Origin of the sequence: Solirubrobacter deserti (assembly GCF_027587175.1) — a bacterium.
Taxonomy (GTDB): domain Bacteria; phylum Actinomycetota; class Thermoleophilia; order Solirubrobacterales; family Solirubrobacteraceae; genus Solirubrobacter; species Solirubrobacter deserti.
Genome location: NZ_JAPCID010000016.1, coordinates 49741 through 69269 on the forward strand (window position 1 = coordinate 49741; position 19529 = coordinate 69269).

The window sequence follows — 19529 nt, forward strand, 5'->3', positions numbered from 1 at the left end:
CTGACGTGACGTCAGTAACCTGGGACGCCTACGTTCGGCTCTGAGGAGAATCGGCATGGCAGCGACGGAAGCACTGGTGTTCGACGCGGTTCGCACGCCGCGCGGCAGGGGGAAGGTCAACGGCTCGTTGCACTCGACCAAGCCGGTCGACCTGGTGGTCGGGCTGATGCACGAGACGCTCGCCCGGCACGACGGACTTGATCCCAACCGGATCGACGACGTCGTGCTCGGCTGCGTGACGCCGATCGGCGATCAGGGCGCGGACATCGCCAAGACCGCCGCGATCAAGGCGGGCCTGCCGCAGACCGTGGCCGGCGTCCAGCTCAACCGCTTCTGCGCGTCCGGGCTGGAGGCGGTCAACATCGCCGCCCAGAAGGTCGCGTCCGGCTGGGAGGACCTCGTGCTGGCCGGCGGCGTGGAGTCGATGTCGCGCGTGCCGATGGGCTCCGACGGCGGCGCCTGGGCGATGGACCCGGAGACCAACTACGACACGTCCTTCGTGCCGCAGGGCATCGGCGCCGACCTGATCGCGACCGTCGAGGGCTTCTCGCGCGAGGACGTCGACGCCTACGCCGTGCGCTCGCAGGAGCGTGCCGCGGCCGCGACCGAGGCCGGCTACTTCGCCAAGTCGGTCATCCCGGTCGTCGACCTGAACGGCAACACCGTGCTCGACCGCGACGAGCACATCCGCCCGGGCACGACGCTGGACACGCTCGCGTCGCTGAAGCCGTCGTTCGCGATGATGGGCGAGCACGGCGGGTTCGACGCCGTCGCGCTGCAGAAGTACCACTGGGTCGAAGCCATCGATCACGTCCACACGCCGGGCAACTCGTCCGGGATCGTGGACGGCGCGGCGCTGATCACGATCGGCAACGAGAAGACGGGCGCCGAACTGGGCCTCAAGCCGCGGGCGCGCATCGTCGCCACCGCCGTCTCCGGCGCCGACCCGACGATCATGCTCACCGGCCCCGCGCCCGCGTCGCGCAAGGCGCTGGCCAAGGCCGGGCTCACGATCGACGACATGGACCTGATCGAGATGAACGAGGCGTTCGCCGCGGTCGTGCTGCGCTTCGCCAAGGACATGGACGCCGACCTCGACAAGATCAACGTCAACGGCGGCGCGATCGCCATGGGGCACCCGCTCGGCGCGACCGGCGGCATGATCCTCGGGACGCTGATCGACGAGCTCGAGCGCACGCAGCAGCGCTACGGCCTGGCCACGCTGTGCATCGGCGGCGGCATGGGCATCGCGACCGTGGTGGAGCGCGTCTGATGTCGACGATCCGCTGGGAGCAGGACGCCGACGGCGTCGTCGTGCTCACGCTCGACGACCCGAACCAGTCCGCGAACACGATGAACGACGCCTACAAGGCGTCGATGCACGAGACGGTCGAGCGCCTGGAGGCCGAGAAGGACTCGATCACGGGCGTCGTCATCACGTCCGCGAAGAAGACGTTCTTCGCCGGCGGTGACCTCAATGACTTGAAGAAGGCCCGCAAGGAGGATGCCGCCGAGGTCGCGCAGATGGTGCGCGAGCTCAAGGCCGACCTGCGGCGCCTGGAGCGCCTCGGCAAGCCGGTCGTGGCCGCGATCAACGGCGCCGCGCTGGGCGGCGGCCTGGAGATCTGCCTGGCCACGCACCACCGCGTGATCGTCGACGACTCCAAGGCCGTGCTCGGCTTCCCGGAGGTGCAGCTCGGGCTGCTGCCGGGCGCGGGCGGCGTGACGCGCTCGGTCCGCATGTTCGGCATCGCCGACGCGCTCATGAAGCTCCTGCTGCTGGGCACGCGCCACCGTCCGGCGGCCGCCTTGGAGATGGGCCTGGTGGACGAGGTCGTCGGCTCCGTCGACGAGCTCCTGCCCGCCGCGAAGCAGTGGATTTCGTCGAATCCCGAAGCGGTCCAGCCGTGGGACGTCAAGGGGCACAAGATCCCGGGCGGCACGCCGTCGAACCCGAAGTTCGCCGCCAACCTGCCCGCGTTCCCCGCGAACCTGCGCAAGCAGATCAAGGGCGCGAACTACCCGGCGCCGCACCACATCATGGCCGCGGCGGTCGAGGGCGCGCAGGTGGACTTCGACGTCGCGCTGGAGGTCGAGGGCCGCTACTTCGTGGACCTGGTCACCTCGCAGGTGGCCAAGAACATGATCCAGGCGTTCTTCTTCGACCTGCAGGCCGTGCAGGGCTCACGTGGCCGGCCGGAGTCGCTGGAGCCGACGTCCGTGAAGAAGGTCGTGATCCTGGGCGCGGGCATGATGGGCGCCGCGATCGCTTACGTGAGCGCGAGGGCCGGCATCGAAGTGGTGCTCAAGGACGTCTCGCTGGAGGCCGCGCAGAAGGGCAAGGGCTACAGCGAGAAGCTCGTCGAGAAGGGCGTCTCGCGCGGCAAGACCACGCAGGAGAAGGGCGACGCCCTGCTCGCGCGCATCACGCCGACCGCTGACCCGGCCGACGCCGCGGGCGCGGACCTCGTGATCGAGGCCGTGTTCGAGGACCCGGGCGTCAAGGCGCAGGTGATGAAGGAAATCGAGCCGCACCTCGCCGAGGACGCGCTGCTCGGCTCGAACACCTCGACGCTGCCGATCACGCTGCTCGCGGAGAACGTCTCGCGGCCGGCCGACTTCATCGGCCTGCACTTCTTTTCCCCCGTGGACAAGATGCCGCTGCTGGAGATCATCAAGGGCGAGAAGACGAGCGAGGCGGCCGTCTACCGCGCGCTGGACTTCGCCAAGCAGATCTCCAAGACGCCGATCGTCGTCAACGACTCCCGCGGCTTCTTCACCTCGCGCGTGATCGGCACGTTCATCAACGAGGGCATCTCGATGCTCGCCGAGGGCATCCCCGCCGCCTCGATCGAGCAGGCCTCCTCGCAGGCCGGCTACCCGGCGCCCGTGCTGCAGCTCTCGGACGAGCTCAATCTGAAGCTCATGCGGCGCATCCGCAAGGCGTCCGCGGACGCGGCCGGCGACGCGTGGGTCGCGCATCCCGCCGACGCGGTGATCGACCGCATGCTCGACGAGTTCGAGCGCCCCGGCAAGCTCGAGGGCGCGGGCTTCTACGAGTACGCGGACGGCAAGCGCACGCGGCTGTGGCCGGGCCTGCGCGAAGCGTTCCCAGCTGTCGACGACCCGTCCTCGATCAACCTGCGCGACCTCCAGGAGCGCATGCTCTTCATCGAGGCGCTCGAGACGATCAAGTGCGTCGACGAGGGCGTGATCGAGTCCGTCGCCGACGCCAACATCGGCTCGATCATGGGCATCGGCTTCCCGGGCTGGACCGGCGGCGTCCTGCAGTACATCAACGGCTACGAGGGCGGCGTGCAGGGCTTCGTCGCCCGTGCCCGCGAGTTGGCGGAGACGTACGGCGAGCGCTTCGCGCCGCCGGAGTCCTTGGCCGCTCGTACCGAGCCGTTCTACGACGCGGAGCTCGTCACGGCGTAGTTTCGATCCAGGGGTGATGCACGAACCGGTCCCGACAGGACTCGTTCGTTCATCACCCCGCTGTCCGGGCGGCCTTGCGTCGCCGCACGTGATCCTCGACGATGTGCTGCCGGAGCGTGCGCATGTCTTCAGGATGCCTGGGTAGGGCGACGGCGTGACTTCTCTCGCCTCTCCCCCTGACACCGGCACGTTCGACGTCCTCGACCCGAGCACGGGCGAGGTGATCGAGACGCTGCCGGTCGGTGACGTCGACGCCGCGGTGGCCGCCGCCCGGGCCGCGTTCCCGGCGTGGGCGCGGACCGCGCCCGCCGACCGCGCCGCCGCGCTGAAGGCCGGCGCGCGGCGCCTGCGCGAGCACGTCGAGGAGCTCGCCGAGCTGCAGACGCGCGAGGGCGGCAAGCCGCTCGACGACTCGCGCGGCGGGGTCGAGGCGGGCATCGGGGCGATCGAGCAGTACGCCGAGCTGGGGCCGCTGCACCGGGGCAGGGCGCTGCAGGGCGGCTGGGACGCGGTCGACGTGATGCGGTACGAGCCGCGCGGCGTGGTCGCGCTGCTGGTGCCGTGGAACGACCCGGTGGCGATCGCGTGCGGGCAGATCGCAGCGGCGCTGGTGACCGGCAACGCGGTCGTGTTCAAGCCGTCGGAGAAGACGCCGCTGACGGGCGCGCGGATCGTCGAGCTTTTGGATATACCGGGCGCTCTCCAGCTGCTGCAGGGCGACGCGCGCGTGGGGCGGCCGCTCGCCGCGCACGCGGACGTCGACCTGGTCATGCACACGGGCTCGGTGCAGACGGGCCGCGAGATCGCCGACGTGGTGGCGAAGCGCTTCGGCAAGGCGCTGCTTGAGCTCGGTGGCAAGGACGCGCTGATCGTCGACGCCGACGTCGACCCCGAGTGGGCCGCCCAGCAGGCGGCGCTGGGCGCGTTCGCCAACGCCGGCCAGATCTGCACGTCGGTGGAGCGCATCTACGTGCACAAGGACGTCGCCGAGCCGTTCATCGCCGCGCTCGCCAAGGCGGCCGACGAGTGGACGATCGGGCCGCTCATCAACGAGCGCCAGCGCCGGCTCGTCCACGACCACGTCACCGATGCGCTGGAGCGCGGCGCGCGGCTCGTCCGCGGCGGCGCCGTCCCCGACGGTCCCGGCTTCTTCTACCCGCCCACCGTGCTCGTCGGCGGCGACCGCGACGCGCCGCTCCTGCGCGACGAGACGTTCGGCCCGGTCGCGGCGGTGCAGGTCGTCGACAGCTTCGACACCGCGCTCGAGCTCGCCGACCGCACCGAGTACGGGCTCGCCGCCACGGTGCTCACCAAGAACCCCGCGCACGCCCAGCGCGCCGCACGCGAGCTGCAGGTCGGCACCGTGAAGATCAACGCGGTCTTCGGCGGTGCGCCGGGCGGCGCCGCCGAGCCGGCCCGGCTCAGCGGCAGCGGGTTCGGCTACGGCCCCGAGCTGCTCGACGAGCTCACGCGCACGAAGGTCGTGCACATGGGCATCGCGCCCTAGGCCTTCACCTCGATCCAGCCGTCCGTCACCCGCACGTCGAACACCGGCTGCGGGTAGGCGGACGGGCCGCGCTCCACGGCGCCGTCCTCGAGCCGGAACTCGCTCGCGTGCAGCGGGCACACGACGCATTCGCCCTTGAGCTCGCCATCCGCGAGCGAGCCGCTGCGATGCGCGCAGCGGTCGTCGAGCGCGTGGATGCGGCCGTTGCGACGCGCGAGCACGATCGCTCGGCCTTCGACCTCGACGCCGCGCAGCTCGCCCTCGAGCAGCGCCGCGTCGTCGAGCACGGCGGTCCACTCCTCCGGGCCCGACGCGAAGACCGTGTTGTCCACGCCGACGCCCTCGGCGTAGGAGAGATGGCCGCCGAGGTGACCGCCGACGGTGACGGCGCCCATCCCCGCCAGGCTGAGCGCGACGCCGCGGCCGTGGCTGCCCGCGCGGCGGGCCGCCAGTGACGCGCCGAACAGGCCGAGCGCCGCGACGTTGGCCAGCGCGTGCACCGCGCCGACACGGCGGACGCTGTCACTCGCGGGCGTGGTGTCGGACCAGTCGTTGAGCCCGCTCGCCGCGGTCGGCAGCGACGCCAGCAGACCGGCCGCGATGAGCCGCCTGGCCGCCGGCCGCGACTGCTGCCCGCCGACGAAGTCGAGCAGCGTCGCCGAGCTCCAGGTCCCGATCGGCACGACGATCATCAGCGGATGCGCCGCGTGCCCGATCGGCACGCCGCTCAGCGCGTCCTTGACCGGACCCTTCGGGATCGCCCCGCGGGCCCACTTGGCCACGGCCTCAGCCGGGCCGTCGAGGGCGGCCACCTCCCCCAGGCGCTCGACGAGACGGTGCAGGCGCGGGCGGGCGGCGGGCTGGGTGCTCATGTCCGAGCGCTACCCATTTCGAATCTTCAACCGACTGGTTGACAATGTGCTACTCTCAACCACATGGTTGAGGATCTGGACGCGGTCTTCCACGCGCTCTCCAGCGAGCCGCGCCGGGCGATGCTCGACGCGCTCACCGCCGGGGAGCGCACCGTGGGCGACCTGGCGGCGCCGTTCGAGATGTCGGTCGCCGGCGTCTCCAAGCACCTGAAGGTGCTCGAGGGCGCCGGGCTGGTCGAGCGGCGCGCCGAGGGCCGGACGACCATCTGCGCGCTGCGCGCCGCCCCGCTCGCCGACGCGAGCGCCTGGGTGCGCACGTACGAGCGCTTCTGGGAGGACGCCCTCGATCGCCTGCAGAAGCTGGTGGAGGAATGAGCCGCTTCGCCGTGCAGGTGGCGCGGGTCGTGCGGGCGCCGCGGGTGAAGGTCTACCGCGCCTTCCTGGACCCCGAGCTGGTGGCGCGCTGGCTGGCGCCGGAGGACTCGATCGTCTCGACCGCGACGGTCGACGAGCGCGTCGGCGGCGTCCATCGCGTGGAGATGCTCACGCCGTCCGGCGAGGCGCACATGTTCGACAGCGTCATCTCCGAGCTCGTGCCGGACGAGCGCATCGTCCTGATCTTCAAGTTCGCCCCCAACGCCGAGGAGACGGTGCTGACCGTGACCCTCCGCGACGTCCCGGGCGGCACCGAGGTGGTCCTCGAGCACCGCAACATCACGGCCGAAGGGCCGCTGAACGAGCAGTCGGTCGACGCCGGCTGGAACTCCGTGCTGGACAAGCTGGAAGGAGTCGCACATGCCCTCTGAAGCCCGCCTGAAGCTGCTCGCGCGCGAGAAGGAGCTCACCCGCCTCAGCGACGAGCTCGCGCGCGAACGCGCCGCGCTGCCGTGGGAGGAGGTGACGGCCGACTACGTGTTCGACACCGAGCACGGGCCGCGCACGCTCGCCGAGCTGTTCGACGGCCGCTCGCAGCTGATCGTCTACCACTTCATGTTCGGCCCCGACTGGGACCAGGGCTGTGCGAGCTGCACGTCGATCGCGCACCACATGGAGCTGCCGCGCGTCTACCTCGAGAACCACGACGTGACGTGGACCGCCGTCTCGCGCGCGCCGCTGGAGAAGCTGCTCGCCTACCGCGAGCGGATGGGCTGGACGTTCCCGTGGGCGTCCTCGCACGGGTCGGACTTCAACTTCGACTTCGGCGTGTCCTCGACCGCGGAACGTCCACTGCGCGAGTACAACTTCCGGCCCATCGAAGACCCCTACGAGGAGCTGCCGGGGATGAGCGCGTTCGCGCTGCGCGACGGCAAGGTCTTCCACACCTACTCGGCCTACGAGCGCGGCCTGGACGCCGTGTGGGGCATCTACCACTGGCTGGACCGCGCGCCGCTCGGCCGCAACGAGGCCGAGGGCTACTGGTTCAAGCGCCCGGACGAGTTCGCCGCCGCGGTGTCGTGACGCTCGCCCACGTCGGCGGGGTGCCCGTCGAGGAGCTCGTCCCGCTCGCGCTCGCGAGCAGTGCGATGGTCACCCACGCGCTGCGCCGGCTCAGAAGCCGGGTTAGGTCGAGTATCTCCGGGCGCTGGGTAGAGAGCGACTCGTGCACGTGCTCGGGTCGGCGTTGCGGCGGTTCTGGGAGCAGAACATGTTCCACCACGCCGCGGCGCTCACCTACCACGCGCTCCTCGCCCTGTTCCAGGTGATCCTGCTCGGCGTCGCGCTGCTCGGCCTGCTCGGGACCGCCGGGACGGTCGACGACGCGCGCCGGTTCCTGGTGGACCGCGGCGCCGATCCCGACGTGGTCGGCGCCGTCACCGCCGCCGGGCGCCACGCCATCGAAGCGCGTGGCGCCTCCGCCGCCGCGCTCGCGGTCGCCGTCGTGTTCGCGCTCTTCATCGCCTCCTCGGCGTATCTCGCCGCGACGGTCGCGTTGAACGTGGTCGTCGAGGCGCGCGACGACCGCAACCCGTTCCGCCGTCGCGCCTGGGCGCTGTTCGCGGCCGGCGTCGGCATCCTGCTCGCTGTGGGCGCCGTCATCGCCGTGTTCCTCGGCGGCACCCTGGCCGAGGAGACGGCGGAGGTGTTCGGGCTCGGCGACACGGCGGCCTCGGCCTGGCGGTTCGCGCGCCTGCCGCTCGCCGCCGTGCTCGCCATGACCGGCTTCGCGTGGATGTACTACTCGGCGCCGACCGTCGACGACCCGCGGTGGAAATGGATCTCCGCGGGTGCGTGCGTCGCGGTCGCGGTGTGGCTGGTGGCCTCGATCGGCCTGTTCCGGTTCGTCGCCGCGTTCGGCACCTACAACGCCACCTACGGCACGTTCGCGACCGCGATCATCCTCGCCGTCTGGCTGTGGCTCACGAGCGCCGCGCTCCTGCTGGGCGCGGAGGTCAACGCCGCGGGCCGCTACGCCGACGACCACTCGCACCCGCTCAGCCGCTCCGGACACAGCCCGGAGACCGCGCAGCACGAAGCGGCCCGCACGGAAGGCCGCTAGCCCAGCAGCCGGGCCACGCCCTCGGCGAGCCGCTCCGGCGGCTCCGCGGCGAACGTGAGCCGCACGAACGGACCGGGCGGCTCGGCGGCGAAGAACGGCCGGCCGGGCGAGACGATCACGCCGCTCGCCGCCGCCCGCGCGGTCAGCTCGCGGTCGTCGGTGCCGGGTTCGAGCGGCACCCACAGGTTCATCCCGCCCGCCGGCACGTCGACCGGCACGGGGAGCGCCGCCGCGAGCGCGTCTCGCCGCTCGCGCAGGACTTTGCGCAGCCTGCGCAGGTGCGCCCGCCACGCCGGCGCACCGACCAACTCCAGCGCCGCCTCCTGCAGCGGCCCGGTGACGAACAGGTCCTCGACGATCCGCGCCGCCCGAAGTCGCGCCGCCGCCGGTCCGCGCGCGGTGACGGCCGCGATCCGCATGCCGGGCGCCGACGCCTTCGTGAGCGAGCGGATGTGCACGACATGCCCGTCCACGTCATCTTTGAACAGGGGGCTCGGCGCGTCTTGCTGGAGCGCGAAGTCGCGGAACGCGTCGTCCTCGATGATGAAGGCGCCCGCGGCGCGCACGGCGGCCAACACGTCGGCGCGACGCTCGGCGGCCAGTGTCGCGCCGTGCGGGTTCGCGAACACCGGTTGCAGGTACACGACGCGGGCGCCGGACGAGGCGAGCGCGTCGGCGAGGAGATCCGGGCGGACGCCGTCGCGGTCGGCGGGCACGGGCACCGGCACGAGGCCCTGGGCCCGGGCGGTGACCAGCGCGCCGAGGTAGGTCGGCGACTCGACGACGATCGGCGCTCCCGGCGCGGCCAGGCCGCGGAAGCACGCCGCCAGCGCGGCCTGGCCGCCCGGCGTGATCAGCACGTCGCCGCTGCTCGCACCGACCTCGGCCGCGAAGTGCGCGCGCAAGCCCGTCAGGCCCGCCAGCGGCAGGCGGTCCCACGCGCCCGGGCGGCGCGCCGCGCGCGCCAGTGCACCGCCGAGCAGCGCCGTCGGCTGCAGCTCGGTCGGCAGGTAGCCCGAGGACAGCACGAGCGCGCCGGCGGGCGGCGGGCGCAGCAGCGTCTCCAGCGCGTCGGCGTCGATCGAGCGCGCGCCCAGCGGCACCGCCTGCCACGCCGGGTCGGGGACGACCGGCTCGCCCCGCGGCGCCACGAACGTCCCGCGCCCCGGCCGCGCCTCCACGAGCCCGCGCGCCACCAGCGCGCTGATCGCGCGCTGCACCGTCGCCGGCCCGGCGCGGTGGCGGGCCATCAGCTCGCGCACCGACGGCAGCCGCGCGCCCGGCGCCGCCGAGGCCACTTCGGCCTCGAGGGTTGCGATGACGGCTCCCGCTGCGTTATCGTCAAGCATGAGTAACGGCAGTAACGCTACTGGCACAACGTCGATAACGCAACGCGGCGTCGTCTGGGGGTTCGTGGGCGTGCTCGCGTTCTCGTTCAGCCTGCCGGCGACGCGCGTCGCCGTCGAGGATCTGGACGCGACGTTCGTCGGCCTGGGCCGCGCGCTGGTCGCCGCCGCGCTCGCCGCCGCGTTCCTACTGGCCACGCGCGCGCCGCGGCCCGCGCGCAAGGACCTCCCCCGCTTCCTGATCGTCGGCCTGGGCGTGGTGATCGGCTTCCCGCTGTTCACGTCGCTCGCGCTCAAGCACCTGGAGTCCGCGCACGCGAGCGTCGTCGTCGGCCTGCTCCCCGCCGCGACCGCCGTGTTCGCCGTCCTGCGCGCGAACGAGCGCCCGTCCAAGGCGTTCTGGCTGTCCGCCACCGCCGGCCTCGTCGCCGTGCTGGCGTTCGCCGCCACCCAGGGCGTGAGCGGCATCGCGGCCGCGGACTTGCTCGTGCTCGCCGCGGTCGCGTCGGCGGGGCTCGGGTACGCGGAGGGCGGCGCGCTCTCGCGCACCTACGGCGGCCCGCAGACGATCAGCTGGGCGCTGCTCGTCACCGCGCCGTTCCTGATCGTCCCCGTCGCGCTCGCGGCCCGCGAGCCGATCCACGCCGATGCGGAGGCCTGGCTCGGCTTCGCCTACGTCAGCGCCGTGAGCATGTTCCTCGGCTTCTTCGCCTGGTACCGCGGCCTCGCACTCGGCGGCGTGGCCAAGATCGGCCAGACCCAGCTCGTCCAGCCCGTGCTCACGCTGATCTGGTCCGCGCTGCTGCTCAACGAGCATGTCACGGCCGCGATGGTCGTCGCCGCGCTCGCGGTCGTCGCCTGCGTGCTGGCGACCCAGCGCACGCGGGCGTCGGCGCAGGAGGGTCGGGCGCCCGTCAGCGCACGGCGGCTCGCAGGTCGCGAGCGACCCGCGCAGCCGTGAGCGCGCCGTCGTAGAGGCGGGCGTCGTCGGGCCGCCCGGTGGACCCCCCGAGGCGCCGGGCCTGGCCGGCGCGCGGGATGCCGCCGGTGTGGCGTGTGCTGCCGGCGAGCCGGCCGTTGCGGTAGACGCGAAGGGACGCGCCGTCGTAGGTCATGGCGACGTGCGTCCAGCGGCGCTTGGGCACCGAGGCGCGGGCACTGCGCGCCCCGACGTGGACGCCGGTGCTGGAGAGCCCGAAGGCGCTGCCGCGGCGCGCGATCCAGCCGGCGCGCGTGACGTAGACCCACGCCTCGAGCGTGAGCGCGGTGAGCTGCGGCGGGCGCATGCTGAGGTGGTGGCGTCGATCCATGCGGAACGCCTTGCCGTGGCGTCCGGCCACGCAGTCGCGCCCGGCCCGGTCGTCGAAGCCCCACGCGCCCAGCAGCCGCGGCTCCGCGGGGAACCCGCCGAGATCGGGCGGCGCGACGATACCCGGCGGTGCGCCGCACGGCGCGGCGCACGGAGCGACGCCCGTGCACTCGCCGGACGCCGAGCGCACGGCCGGCGGCGCGCACGGCTCGGGCGTCGGGGTGGGCGTCAGCTCGGGCTCCGGCGTCGTCTCGGGCTCGGGCTCGGGGGTCGGCTGGGGCTCGGGTTCCGGCGTCGGCTCGGGCTCCGGCTCCGGCTCGCGGTCGGCCCACACCCCGCCGGACACGTGACCGTCCGTGCCGCTCACGGGCGGCAACCACGACGCGGGCAGCGCGGGCAGCGCGACGGCCGCCACCTCGCCCGGCCCCGCCGCGGCGGCGCGGTCCCGCCACGCCAGCACGCCCGCCGACGCCGGCGGGTGGTGCACCGCCAGCCAGTAGGTGCGGGCCGCTTCGATCGGGACCCCGGCGTCCAACCACGCGGTGTTCCAGGCGTCCGCGGCCGGCGCGGCGACCGTGCCGCTCGCGAGCAGCGTGCCGGGGCGGCCGTCCGCGTCCGCATACAGGCCCAGTACCACCCGTGAGGCCGTGCTCGCGCCGTCGAGGAAGAGCCGCAGCGAGTGGGCCGTGTGCGTCGCCGCGGCGGTCATCGCGTAGATCGCACCGTGCCCGGGCGCGGCGGTGGCGACGTGGGCGCCGACGACCTCGGCGCCGGCGAGGCTGCTCCGCGGCGGCCGGGTGAAGCGCGCGGTGTAGGTCGCCGCACCCGACGCGGGAGCGGTCAGCGTTCCCGTCGGCGAGACGCCGTCGCTCCAGCCCGCGAACGTGTACGTGCCGTCCCCGAGCGCCTGGGACGCGGCCGCGCCGACCGAGTTCCGCGACCGCGCGAGCACCGTGCGGGTGAACGGCGTCACCGCCCGCTCGTCGCCCAGCACCACGGCCAGCCCGGGCGGATCGCTCGTCATGGTCAGGTCGACCGTGCGCGGGTCCAGCCGCGCGACCCTGGTCGTCGTGAGCCCGGCGGCGTCCCGCGCGGTCAACGACAGCTCCAGGTGCGACGGATACTCGTGATCGGGCGCGACGAAGGCGGCGGACGCGGTGTCCGTGTACGTCTGCACGGGGTGGGTGTGGCACTGCGACGCGTCCGTGCGCGCGCAGTGACGGATCGCCAGCGACCACGTCAGCGCCGAGGCCGGGAGCTCCGCCCCAGAGCTGTCGTAGGCGACGCCGGAGAACTGCACCTCCTCGCCGACCGTCCACGCGTCCGGCGCCGTGATCTTGACCGTCGGCGGAGCCCCGACCGTGATCGTCTGCGAGGCCGTGTCCGTCTGCCCCGTGGCGTCGGTGACGCGCACGCCGGCGGTCACGTTGCCCGGCGTGGTGTACGTTCGAGAGGGCGCGGCCTCCGTGGAGTCGTCATAGGCGCCGTCGCCGTCGAGATCCCACTCGTAGATGAGGGCTCGCCCCTCGGGATCGCTCGAGGCGGACGCGTCGAACCGCACCTCCAGCGGCACGATGCCCTCCGTGGGCGTCGCCGTCAGCCGCGCGGTCGGCCGGTTGACGTGCGCCTCGATCCGGACGATCGACCCGCGTTTGAGATCGCCGTAGTAGAGCGCGCCGTCCGGGCCCTGCGTCAGCGTGACCGGGAACTCGGCGCCGGTGGCGAACGGCTCGAGCGTGCCCATGTCGGGCAGGCCGTCGGCGCCCTCGTACGCGACCCAGATGCAGCCGCGCGTGTAGTCGCTGAAGAACAACGCGTCGCTGTAGCGGGCCGGGAACGCGGCGCCCGTGTAGAAGGCCACGCCGGAGACCGACCCCTGCCCCACGGGGCAGCCGTCGCCGGGCACGACCGGCTGGTCGTGGTCGTACAGGAAGTACGACGAGCGGGCTCCGCCCTCCGCGTACAGGCTCTCGCACGCGGCGTTCCCGAGCGTGCCGAAGGACCAGTGCCGGTGCTCGCCGTCGAAGCACGGCCAGCCGAAGTTGGGCACCTCGGGCCGGTCCTCGACGCGATTGATCTCCTCGACGAAGTCCGCCCCGACCTCGCCCACCCAGAGCTCGCGCGTACCCGGCCGGAACGTGAAGCGGAACGGGTTGCGCAGCCCGTACGCGATGATCCGGCGCCGGTTCTCGTCCGGGTCGCCGGCGGCGGGGTTGTCCGCCGACGCGTCGCCGGTCCGCGGGTCGACGCGCACGATCGAGCCGTTGAGCGAGACGTCGAGACCGGGCATGCGCCGGAACGACTGTGAGCGCAGGGAGCCGCCGAGCGAGGTCGCGGCGTCGAGCACCTTCCCCGGCGGGTCGCCGCACGGGTTGCCGTTCTGGCCGTAGTCGCCCCACAGGAACGACGCGCCGTCGCCGGCCGAGGCGTACAGCTGCCCGTCCGGCCCGAACTCGAGCCAGCCGACCGAGTGGCTCGGGAACTGCTGGCACCAGTCCTCGATCAGCACGGTCTCCGAGCCGTCCGGCGCCAGCCGCGAGAGCCGGCCGCTGACGACGCAGCCGTCCTCGGTCGGCCCGGGCGGTGACGGGCACGTGTCCCCCCAGCGCGGCTGCAGGTCGCTGTCGGGGGCTTTGTCGTACGGGTAGAGCACGTAGACGTCGGCGCTCGCGGGGTCGAGCGCCATGCCGAGCAGGCCCCGGTCCCAGTAGTCGTGCACCTTCTCGCTGAGGTCCGCGAACTCCGTCGGCGTCCGGTCCTCGAGCGAGTCGTAGACGTAGATGACCCCGCGCTTGTTCGCCACCAGGACGCGGCCGTCGGGAGCGAAGCGGATCACCGTCGGAAGGCCGACGCCGGTCCAGACCGTCGTCGCCCTGAACCCCTCGGGCAGATCGACGGCGCTCGCGGACCCCGCGTGCCCGACCAGCGCGGCGAACATCAGCACGAGAGCGAGCGGCCACCGCATCGCCTGGAACGTACCTCAAGGCGCTCACCGCGCAGGGAACATTCGTCCAGTGACTGGGCCTCAGCTCACGATGAACGCGGGCGGCGGCGTGCCCTCGATGCGCACGGGCACCTCGGCCAGCGCGCTGCGCTCCCAGACGCCGCGCACCAGTGCGAACACGACCACGTCGTGCATCTCTTCACCGTGCCGGTGCCACGCGCGCAGCACGCCCTCGCGCCGGAACCCGACGCGCTCCAGCGCCCGCTGCGAGCGCCCGTTGCGCGTGTTCGCCCACGCCGTCAGCCGCTCCATCCCGAGCCGCTGGAACGCCAGCGCGGCCACCATGGCCTTTGCCTCGAAGTTCACGCCCGACCCCCAGTACGGCTGCCCGAGCCAGGACCCGACCGTCGCCCGCCGGTCACGCCGCGCGATCTCCGTCAACCCGGTCACGCCCAGCGCGCCTTGCTCCCCCACGACGAGGAAGTCCATGATCTCGCCCGCCTCGCGCCTGGCCGGCTGGGCGTCGATCCACGCCGACGCCTGCGCGACCTCCGTGTACGGCCCCCACGAGAACCAGCGCGTCACCTGCGGGTCCGAGGCGAGCTCGAACAGCCGCGCCGCGTCCTCGGCCCGCGGGTAGCGCAACTGCAACCGCGGGCCGTGGACGACGAGCGGGTCGCGCTCGTGCGGCGTCAAGAATCCATCGCGTCGTACGCCTCGCGGTCGACGGTCTGGTGGACCTCGTCGTCGTCGGGCGTCTCGTCGTGCTCCTCGGTCAGGTGATCCTTGAGCTGGCGCGCCAGCTCCTCGTCGTCAGCCGCCGACAACGTCTCACCACAGATGTTGCACTCGATGGTGCGCAAACCAGATCCCCCTAGATGTCGTCCCGCAGGAACTCACGCTCGATGCCGTCGATCTTCGCCAGGCGCCGCTGATGGCGGTCCTCCCCGGTGAAGCCCGCGGCCAGATACGCCTTGATGATGTCCGCGGCGAGCGCGGGACCGATCACGCGGCCGCCGAGGCACAGGATGTTGCAGTCGTCGTGCTCGACGGACTGGTGCGCGGTGTAGGTGTCGTGGGCCACGACGGCCCGCACGCCCGGGAACTTGCACGCCGCGACCGCCACGCCCGCGCCCGACCCGCACACGAGCACGGCGCGGTCGGCGGCGCCGGTGCGCACGGCCTCGGCGGCCAGCCGCGCCGTGTCGGGGTAGTCGACGGGATCGGTCGACCAGGTGCCGAGGTCGGTCACCTCGTGCCCCGCCGCCTCGACGGCCTCCAGCACCATGGGCTTGAGCGGGAACCCCGCGTGGTCGAACGCGCATGCGATCTTCAACTCAGCCGCCCTCCCCCGAGATGGCGCCCTGCAGGTTGCGGCCCGTGTCCTCGGCGTACTCCTGCGCGGCGATCAACGCCGCGCCCAGCACGCCGGCGCGCGGCCCGTGGCGCGCGATCCGGATCGTCGTGTTCAGGCCCAGGCCCGGCACGACGTGGCGGAAGGCCGCGTCGCGCGCCGGCTCCAGCAGCAGCGCGCCCGCGCGCGAGACGCCGCCGCCGAGCACGACCTCCAGCGGGTCGAACGTGTTGATGGCGTTCGCGATCCCGATGCCGATCCGCTCGCCGAGCACGCGCAGGCACCACAGGCACGCGTCGTCACCCGCTTCAGCACCCGCGACGACGTCGTGGCCGTCGACGTTGCCCTTCTTGGCGGTCACCTTGCCCAGGTGGGAGTCGGGGTACTGGATCGCGGCGTAGTCGGCGAGCCGGTCCAGCGCCCGCCCGGAAGCCAGCGTCTCCAGCGACCCCCGCTGCGGGAACGGGTCGCCCGGCACGTGGTTGCCGAAGTCGACGTCGCGGCCGATGATCGTGTGCCCGACCTCGGCGGCGCTCGTGGTGGCGCCGCGGTAGAGCTTGCCGTTGAGCACCCAACCGCCGCCGACGCCCGTGCCGATGGTCAACATCACGAGCGAGTCGACCACGATCCGGCCGTCGTCGAACGCCTCGGCCAGCGCCGCGCAGCCCGCGTCGTTCTCGACGTAGACCGGTACGCCCAGGCGATCGGTGAGCAGCGAGCGCAGCGGGATGTCGTGCAACGGGATGTTGACCGACGCGAGGATCTTGCCGGTCTTGAACTCGATGATCGACGGCATGCCGATGCCGACCCCGCGCGTCCCGGGCGTCACGGCCGCCTCGATGGCGGTCGCGATCTGCTCGACCAGCGCCTCCTGGGAGGCCTGGTTGGTGGGCGTGACCACGGACTCCGAGAGGACGCCGTTCTCCAACACGGAGACCGCGATCTTGGTCCCCCCGACATCCACACCGATGAACTGATCGCTCATTCGAGCTCCTTGGCCGCAGCCGGATCCAGTACGACGAGCAGCTCCCCCGCGCTCGGGCGCACGGACGCCGCGGGCGAGCTGAAGTCGGGTGTCTTACCAAAGGCGCGCGCAACCGCCTGCGCCTTGTCGGCTCCCGTCACGAGAAACACGGTCATCCGAGCGCTGTTCAAAGCCGGCAGCGTCAGCGAGATGCGCGGCACCTGCGGCTCCATCCCGGCCAGCTCGACGCCGGTGACGAGCCGCGAGCGCTCCTCCACCTCCGGCTTGCCGGGGAACAGCGAGGCGCAATGGGCGTCAGGCCCGAGCCCGAGCAGCAGCAGGTCCCAGCGCGGGTCCGCGCCCATCCGCTCGCGCACGGACGCCTCATACGAGGCGCTGCCCGCATCCGGCCCGAGCTCGCCTTCCATCCGCATGACGGTCGGCCGCACGCCGCGGTCCAGCCGGCCCAGCAGCGCCTCGTTCGCCATCCGGAAGTTCGACAGCCCGCTCTCGGGCGGCACGCAGCGCTCGTCGCTGAACCAGACGGTCGCGTTGCTCCAATCCGCTCCCGCGCGCGACGCGATCTCGTACGCGAGCTTGGGCGTGGACCCGCCCGTGAGCACGACGTCCCCACCCGCGGACGCGGCCTCCGCCAACAGGGCGGCCACCACCTCCGCCGGGTTCTCCTCCACTCGGAATTCCACTAGACCACCATTGCTTCGGCCGATTTGAGGGCCGGACGATAGGTGGGATCGCGCAGCAGTGCTTGCCGGACGCCCTCACCGAGGATCCCGCCCTCGCCGCGCGAGGCCCCCATGACCGTCCACGCGCGCTCGACGCCGTCGCGTTCGCGGCGCGACGCGCGCAGTCCGCCGGGCGCGCGGTCGAGCGACACCGTCTGCCCGCTCGCGAGCTCGATCGTCACGCCCGCGAGCCCGGGCGAGCTCATCTCCACCGGCTCGAGCGTGAGCTTGATGTCCTGCCGGCGCGTGTGCGCGGTCCCCGTCCACCGGCCGCGGCCCTGCGTCACCGCGCCCGGCTCCCACCCCAACCGGGACGCGAGCCAGCCGCAGAACAGCAGCCCGGACGCGAGCGAGTCCTCGCGGTGGCGCACGTGCACGGCGCTGATCGCCTTCAGGTCGGGCCGCCGGCGCGGCGAGTCGAACGCGGCCGCGATCCGCTCGCGCCACGGCGTCGAGCGCAGCCAGGCGAGGTCCACCACGTAGGTGTCGTCGGTGAGGCTGTCGGCGCGCAGCAGCGCGCGCTCGACGCCCTGCTCGTCCTGGGAGTCGATCAACACCACCTGCGCCAGCGACCGCAGCTCGTCGACCGCCTCCGGGTAGCCGTGCGGCGACCACACCATCGTCGCCAGGTCGGTGACGACGAGCGGGTCGACGATCGTGTCGAGCTTCTTGAGGTGCTTTTCGCCGACGAGCAGCGACACGCGCTCGCGGCCCACGCTGATCGAGCCCGCCTTCTGCGCGTCCACGGTGCCGACGCGCACCGACGCCGCCAGGCGCGTGCGACCCGGGTCGACGAGCACGAAGACCAACCGCGACGGGTGGAAGCGCCCGACCCGCTGCAGCCGGTTCTCGATCTCGCCGCGGAACTCACGGTCGGCGATCACGACCATGTTCATCACGCGCGCCGGGACGTACGCGCGCTCCTCCTTGTGGCGCTCGGCGAACATGCGCCGCAGCGCCGCCTCGATCCGGCCGGGCGTCGTGTCGTCCTCGCGCCACAGGTCTTCCACTAGAGCCCCCTCCAGCGGTGGGGAGCGATCAGCTCATCCGCGGCCGCCGGCCCGCCCGTGCCCGACTCATAGGTGTGCAGCGGCTCGTCGTCGGCCGCCCACGCCTGCAGGATCGGGTCGATGATCGACCACTGGGCGATCACCTCGTCGTTGCGGGTGAAGAGCGTCGCCTCGCCGCGCATCGCGTCCAGGATCAGGCGCTCGTAGGCCTCCGGCGACTGCGACATGAACGCCGAGCCGTACAGGAACTCCATGTTCACCGGCCGGATGCGCATGCTCGAGCCCGGGATCTTCGCGCCCAGCGACAGTGACACGCCCTCGTTGGGCTGCATCGTCAGCACGAGCTGGTTGGGCTTGACGCCGACCGACCCGTGCGACTGGAACGCGAGGTGCGGGACCGGCTTGAGCTGGACCGCGATCTCGGTGACCTTGCGCGTCAGCCGCTTGCCCGTGCGCAGGTAGATCGGGACGCCCGCCCAGCGCCAGTTGTGCACTTCGAGCTTGAGCGCCGCGTACGTCTCCGTGCGCGAGTCGTCGGGCACGCCCTCTTCCTCGAGGTACCCGCCCACGTCCTCGCCGCCCTCGGTCCCCGCGAGGTACTGCGCCCGCACGGTGCACTGGCGCACCTCCTCGGCCGTCGGCGGCGTGATCGACTGCAGCACCTTGACCTTCTCGTCGCGCACCTTGTCGGCCTCGAACGACGCCGGCGGCTCCATGCACACGAGCGTGAGCAGCTGGAGCATGTGGTTCTGGACGAGGTCGCGCAGGGCGCCCGCCTGGTCGTAGTAGCCCGCGCGCGTCCCGATGCCGATGTCCTCGGCGGCGGTGATCTGGATGTTCTCGATGTAGTTGCGGTTCCAGACCGGCTCGAACATGAAGTTCGCGAACCGGAACGCCATCACGTTCTGGACGGTCTCCTTGCCCAGGTAGTGATCGATGCGGTAGACCTGCTGCTCGCGGAAGACGTGCTCGACGACGCGCTGGAGCTCCAGCGCCGACTCGAGGTCGGTGCCGAACGGCTTCTCGATGATGCAGCGGACGTCGACGTCGGGGTCGTAGTTGAGCTCGGCCTCGCGCAGCGCCTTGACGATCACCGGGAAGAACTCGGGCGCCGTCGAGAGGTAGAACGCGCGGTTGAGCTTGCCGCCGCCCTCCTCGTCGAGCGCCTCGATGACCGCGCGCAGCTTCGCGTAGCTCTCCACGTCGGCGAAGTCGAAGCCGACGTAGCGGACGCGGCCGAGCAGCCCTTCGAGCACCGTCGGGTCGGTCTCGCGGCGCGAGTACTTCTCGATCGCGGCCCGCATCACCTCGCGGAACTCGTCGTCGGGCATCTCGCGGCGCGAGACGCCGATCAGGTTGAAGCGCTCGGGCAGCGCGCCCTCGTGGGCGAGGTTGTAGAGCGCGGGCAGCAGCTTGCGGTGGGCGAGGTCGCCCGTCGCGCCGAAGATCGTCAGCGTCGTCGCCGGCACGGGCAGGCGCTCGAGACCCTCGATCAGCGGGTTCTCGCCGATGGCCTGCGGGTCGGGTCTGACGTCCACCGCCATA

At 72.6% G+C, this 19529-nt stretch carries 18 protein-coding genes; 8 read left to right on the forward strand and 10 right to left on the reverse strand.

Annotated features, from left to right (window positions below):
• Window positions 1–55 precede the first annotated feature (55 nt).
• The 3 genes from OJ962_RS13260 to OJ962_RS13270 all read left to right on the forward strand — a co-directional run bounded on the left by OJ962_RS13260 (window position 56) and on the right by OJ962_RS13270 (window position 4945).
• Window positions 56–1273, forward strand: a complete 1218-nt coding sequence (locus tag OJ962_RS13260) for an acetyl-CoA C-acetyltransferase (RefSeq protein ID WP_202958481.1) — start codon at window positions 56–58, stop codon at window positions 1271–1273.
• Entirely contained in the window at window positions 1273–3438 is a 2166-nt protein-coding gene (locus tag OJ962_RS13265) for a 3-hydroxyacyl-CoA dehydrogenase NAD-binding domain-containing protein (protein WP_202958482.1), read from the forward strand. The genes OJ962_RS13260 and OJ962_RS13265 overlap by 1 nt, the downstream gene beginning before the upstream one ends.
• A gap of 154 nt (window positions 3439–3592) precedes the next feature.
• Window positions 3593–4945 (forward strand): aldehyde dehydrogenase family protein, encoded by a 1353-nt coding sequence (locus OJ962_RS13270; protein ID WP_202958483.1) that lies wholly within the window; start codon window positions 3593–3595, stop codon window positions 4943–4945.
• Here OJ962_RS13270 and OJ962_RS13275 read toward each other — a convergent pair.
• Window positions 4942–5817, reverse strand: a complete 876-nt coding sequence (locus OJ962_RS13275; RefSeq protein WP_202958484.1) for a Rieske 2Fe-2S domain-containing protein — start codon at window positions 5815–5817, stop codon at window positions 4942–4944. The two genes, OJ962_RS13270 and OJ962_RS13275, sit on opposite strands and share 4 nt — an antisense overlap.
• A gap of 63 nt (window positions 5818–5880) precedes the next feature.
• Between OJ962_RS13275 and OJ962_RS13280 the strand changes: the two genes are divergently transcribed.
• From OJ962_RS13280 to OJ962_RS13295, 4 genes are all read left to right on the forward strand, one after another.
• Entirely contained in the window at window positions 5881–6192 is a 312-nt protein-coding gene (locus tag OJ962_RS13280; protein WP_202958485.1) for an ArsR/SmtB family transcription factor, read from the forward strand.
• Window positions 6189–6623: an SRPBCC family protein gene (locus OJ962_RS13285; protein ID WP_202958486.1), complete on the forward strand. Its 435-nt coding sequence runs from the start codon at window positions 6189–6191 to the stop codon at window positions 6621–6623. Before OJ962_RS13280 ends, OJ962_RS13285 begins: the two co-directional genes overlap by 4 nt.
• Window positions 6613–7275, forward strand: a complete 663-nt coding sequence (locus OJ962_RS13290; RefSeq protein WP_202958487.1) for a DUF899 domain-containing protein — start codon at window positions 6613–6615, stop codon at window positions 7273–7275. Before OJ962_RS13285 ends, OJ962_RS13290 begins: the two co-directional genes overlap by 11 nt.
• Before the next feature lie 142 nt (window positions 7276–7417).
• Entirely contained in the window at window positions 7418–8314 is an 897-nt protein-coding gene (locus tag OJ962_RS13295; protein WP_202958488.1) for a YihY/virulence factor BrkB family protein, read from the forward strand.
• Here OJ962_RS13295 and OJ962_RS13300 read toward each other — a convergent pair.
• The gene (locus tag OJ962_RS13300) at window positions 8311–9663 is read right to left on the reverse strand and encodes an aminotransferase-like domain-containing protein (protein WP_202958489.1); all 1353 of its coding nucleotides are present in this window, start codon (window positions 9661–9663) and stop codon (window positions 8311–8313) included. The genes OJ962_RS13295 and OJ962_RS13300 overlap by 4 nt on opposite strands.
• On the opposite strand from OJ962_RS13300, the gene OJ962_RS13305 reads away from it, so the two are divergent.
• Window positions 9662–10621, forward strand: a complete 960-nt coding sequence (locus OJ962_RS13305) for a DMT family transporter (RefSeq protein WP_238932665.1) — start codon at window positions 9662–9664, stop codon at window positions 10619–10621. The genes OJ962_RS13300 and OJ962_RS13305 overlap by 2 nt on opposite strands.
• Here OJ962_RS13305 and OJ962_RS13310 read toward each other — a convergent pair.
• Genes OJ962_RS13310 through zwf form a run of 8 tightly spaced genes read right to left on the reverse strand, consistent with a single transcriptional unit; the run spans window position 10575 to window position 19528 of the window.
• Complete coding sequence (locus OJ962_RS13310) at window positions 10575–13934, reverse strand: PQQ-dependent sugar dehydrogenase (protein ID WP_270006392.1); 3360 nt, start codon at window positions 13932–13934, stop codon at window positions 10575–10577. The two genes, OJ962_RS13305 and OJ962_RS13310, sit on opposite strands and share 47 nt — an antisense overlap.
• A 60-nt stretch (window positions 13935–13994) precedes the next feature.
• A complete protein-coding gene (locus OJ962_RS13315) occupies window positions 13995–14609 on the reverse strand; it encodes a GNAT family N-acetyltransferase (RefSeq protein WP_202958492.1) in 615 nt (204 codons plus the stop codon).
• On the reverse strand, window positions 14606–14776 hold the full coding sequence (locus OJ962_RS13320; protein ID WP_202958493.1) for a DUF1059 domain-containing protein: 171 nt from the start codon (window positions 14774–14776) through the stop codon (window positions 14606–14608). The genes OJ962_RS13315 and OJ962_RS13320 overlap by 4 nt, the downstream gene beginning before the upstream one ends.
• Window positions 14777–14787: 11 nt before the next feature.
• Window positions 14788–15249 carry a ribose 5-phosphate isomerase B gene (rpiB, locus tag OJ962_RS13325; protein ID WP_202958494.1) on the reverse strand — a complete coding sequence of 154 codons (462 nt, stop codon included), beginning with the start codon at window positions 15247–15249 and terminating at the stop codon, window positions 14788–14790.
• Window position 15250: 1 nt separating this feature from the next.
• Window positions 15251–16252 carry an ROK family protein gene (locus OJ962_RS13330; protein ID WP_202958495.1) on the reverse strand — a complete coding sequence of 334 codons (1002 nt, stop codon included), beginning with the start codon at window positions 16250–16252 and terminating at the stop codon, window positions 15251–15253.
• Entirely contained in the window at window positions 16249–16935 is a 687-nt protein-coding gene (pgl, locus tag OJ962_RS13335) for a 6-phosphogluconolactonase (protein ID WP_202958496.1), read from the reverse strand. The genes OJ962_RS13330 and pgl overlap by 4 nt, the downstream gene beginning before the upstream one ends.
• Complete coding sequence (locus tag OJ962_RS13340; RefSeq protein WP_202958497.1) at window positions 16935–17984, reverse strand: glucose-6-phosphate dehydrogenase assembly protein OpcA; 1050 nt, start codon at window positions 17982–17984, stop codon at window positions 16935–16937. Before OJ962_RS13340 ends, pgl begins: the two co-directional genes overlap by 1 nt.
• The gene (gene zwf, locus OJ962_RS13345) at window positions 17984–19528 is read right to left on the reverse strand and encodes a glucose-6-phosphate dehydrogenase (RefSeq protein WP_202958498.1); all 1545 of its coding nucleotides are present in this window, start codon (window positions 19526–19528) and stop codon (window positions 17984–17986) included. The genes OJ962_RS13340 and zwf overlap by 1 nt, the downstream gene beginning before the upstream one ends.
• Window position 19529: the final 1 nt, after the last annotated feature.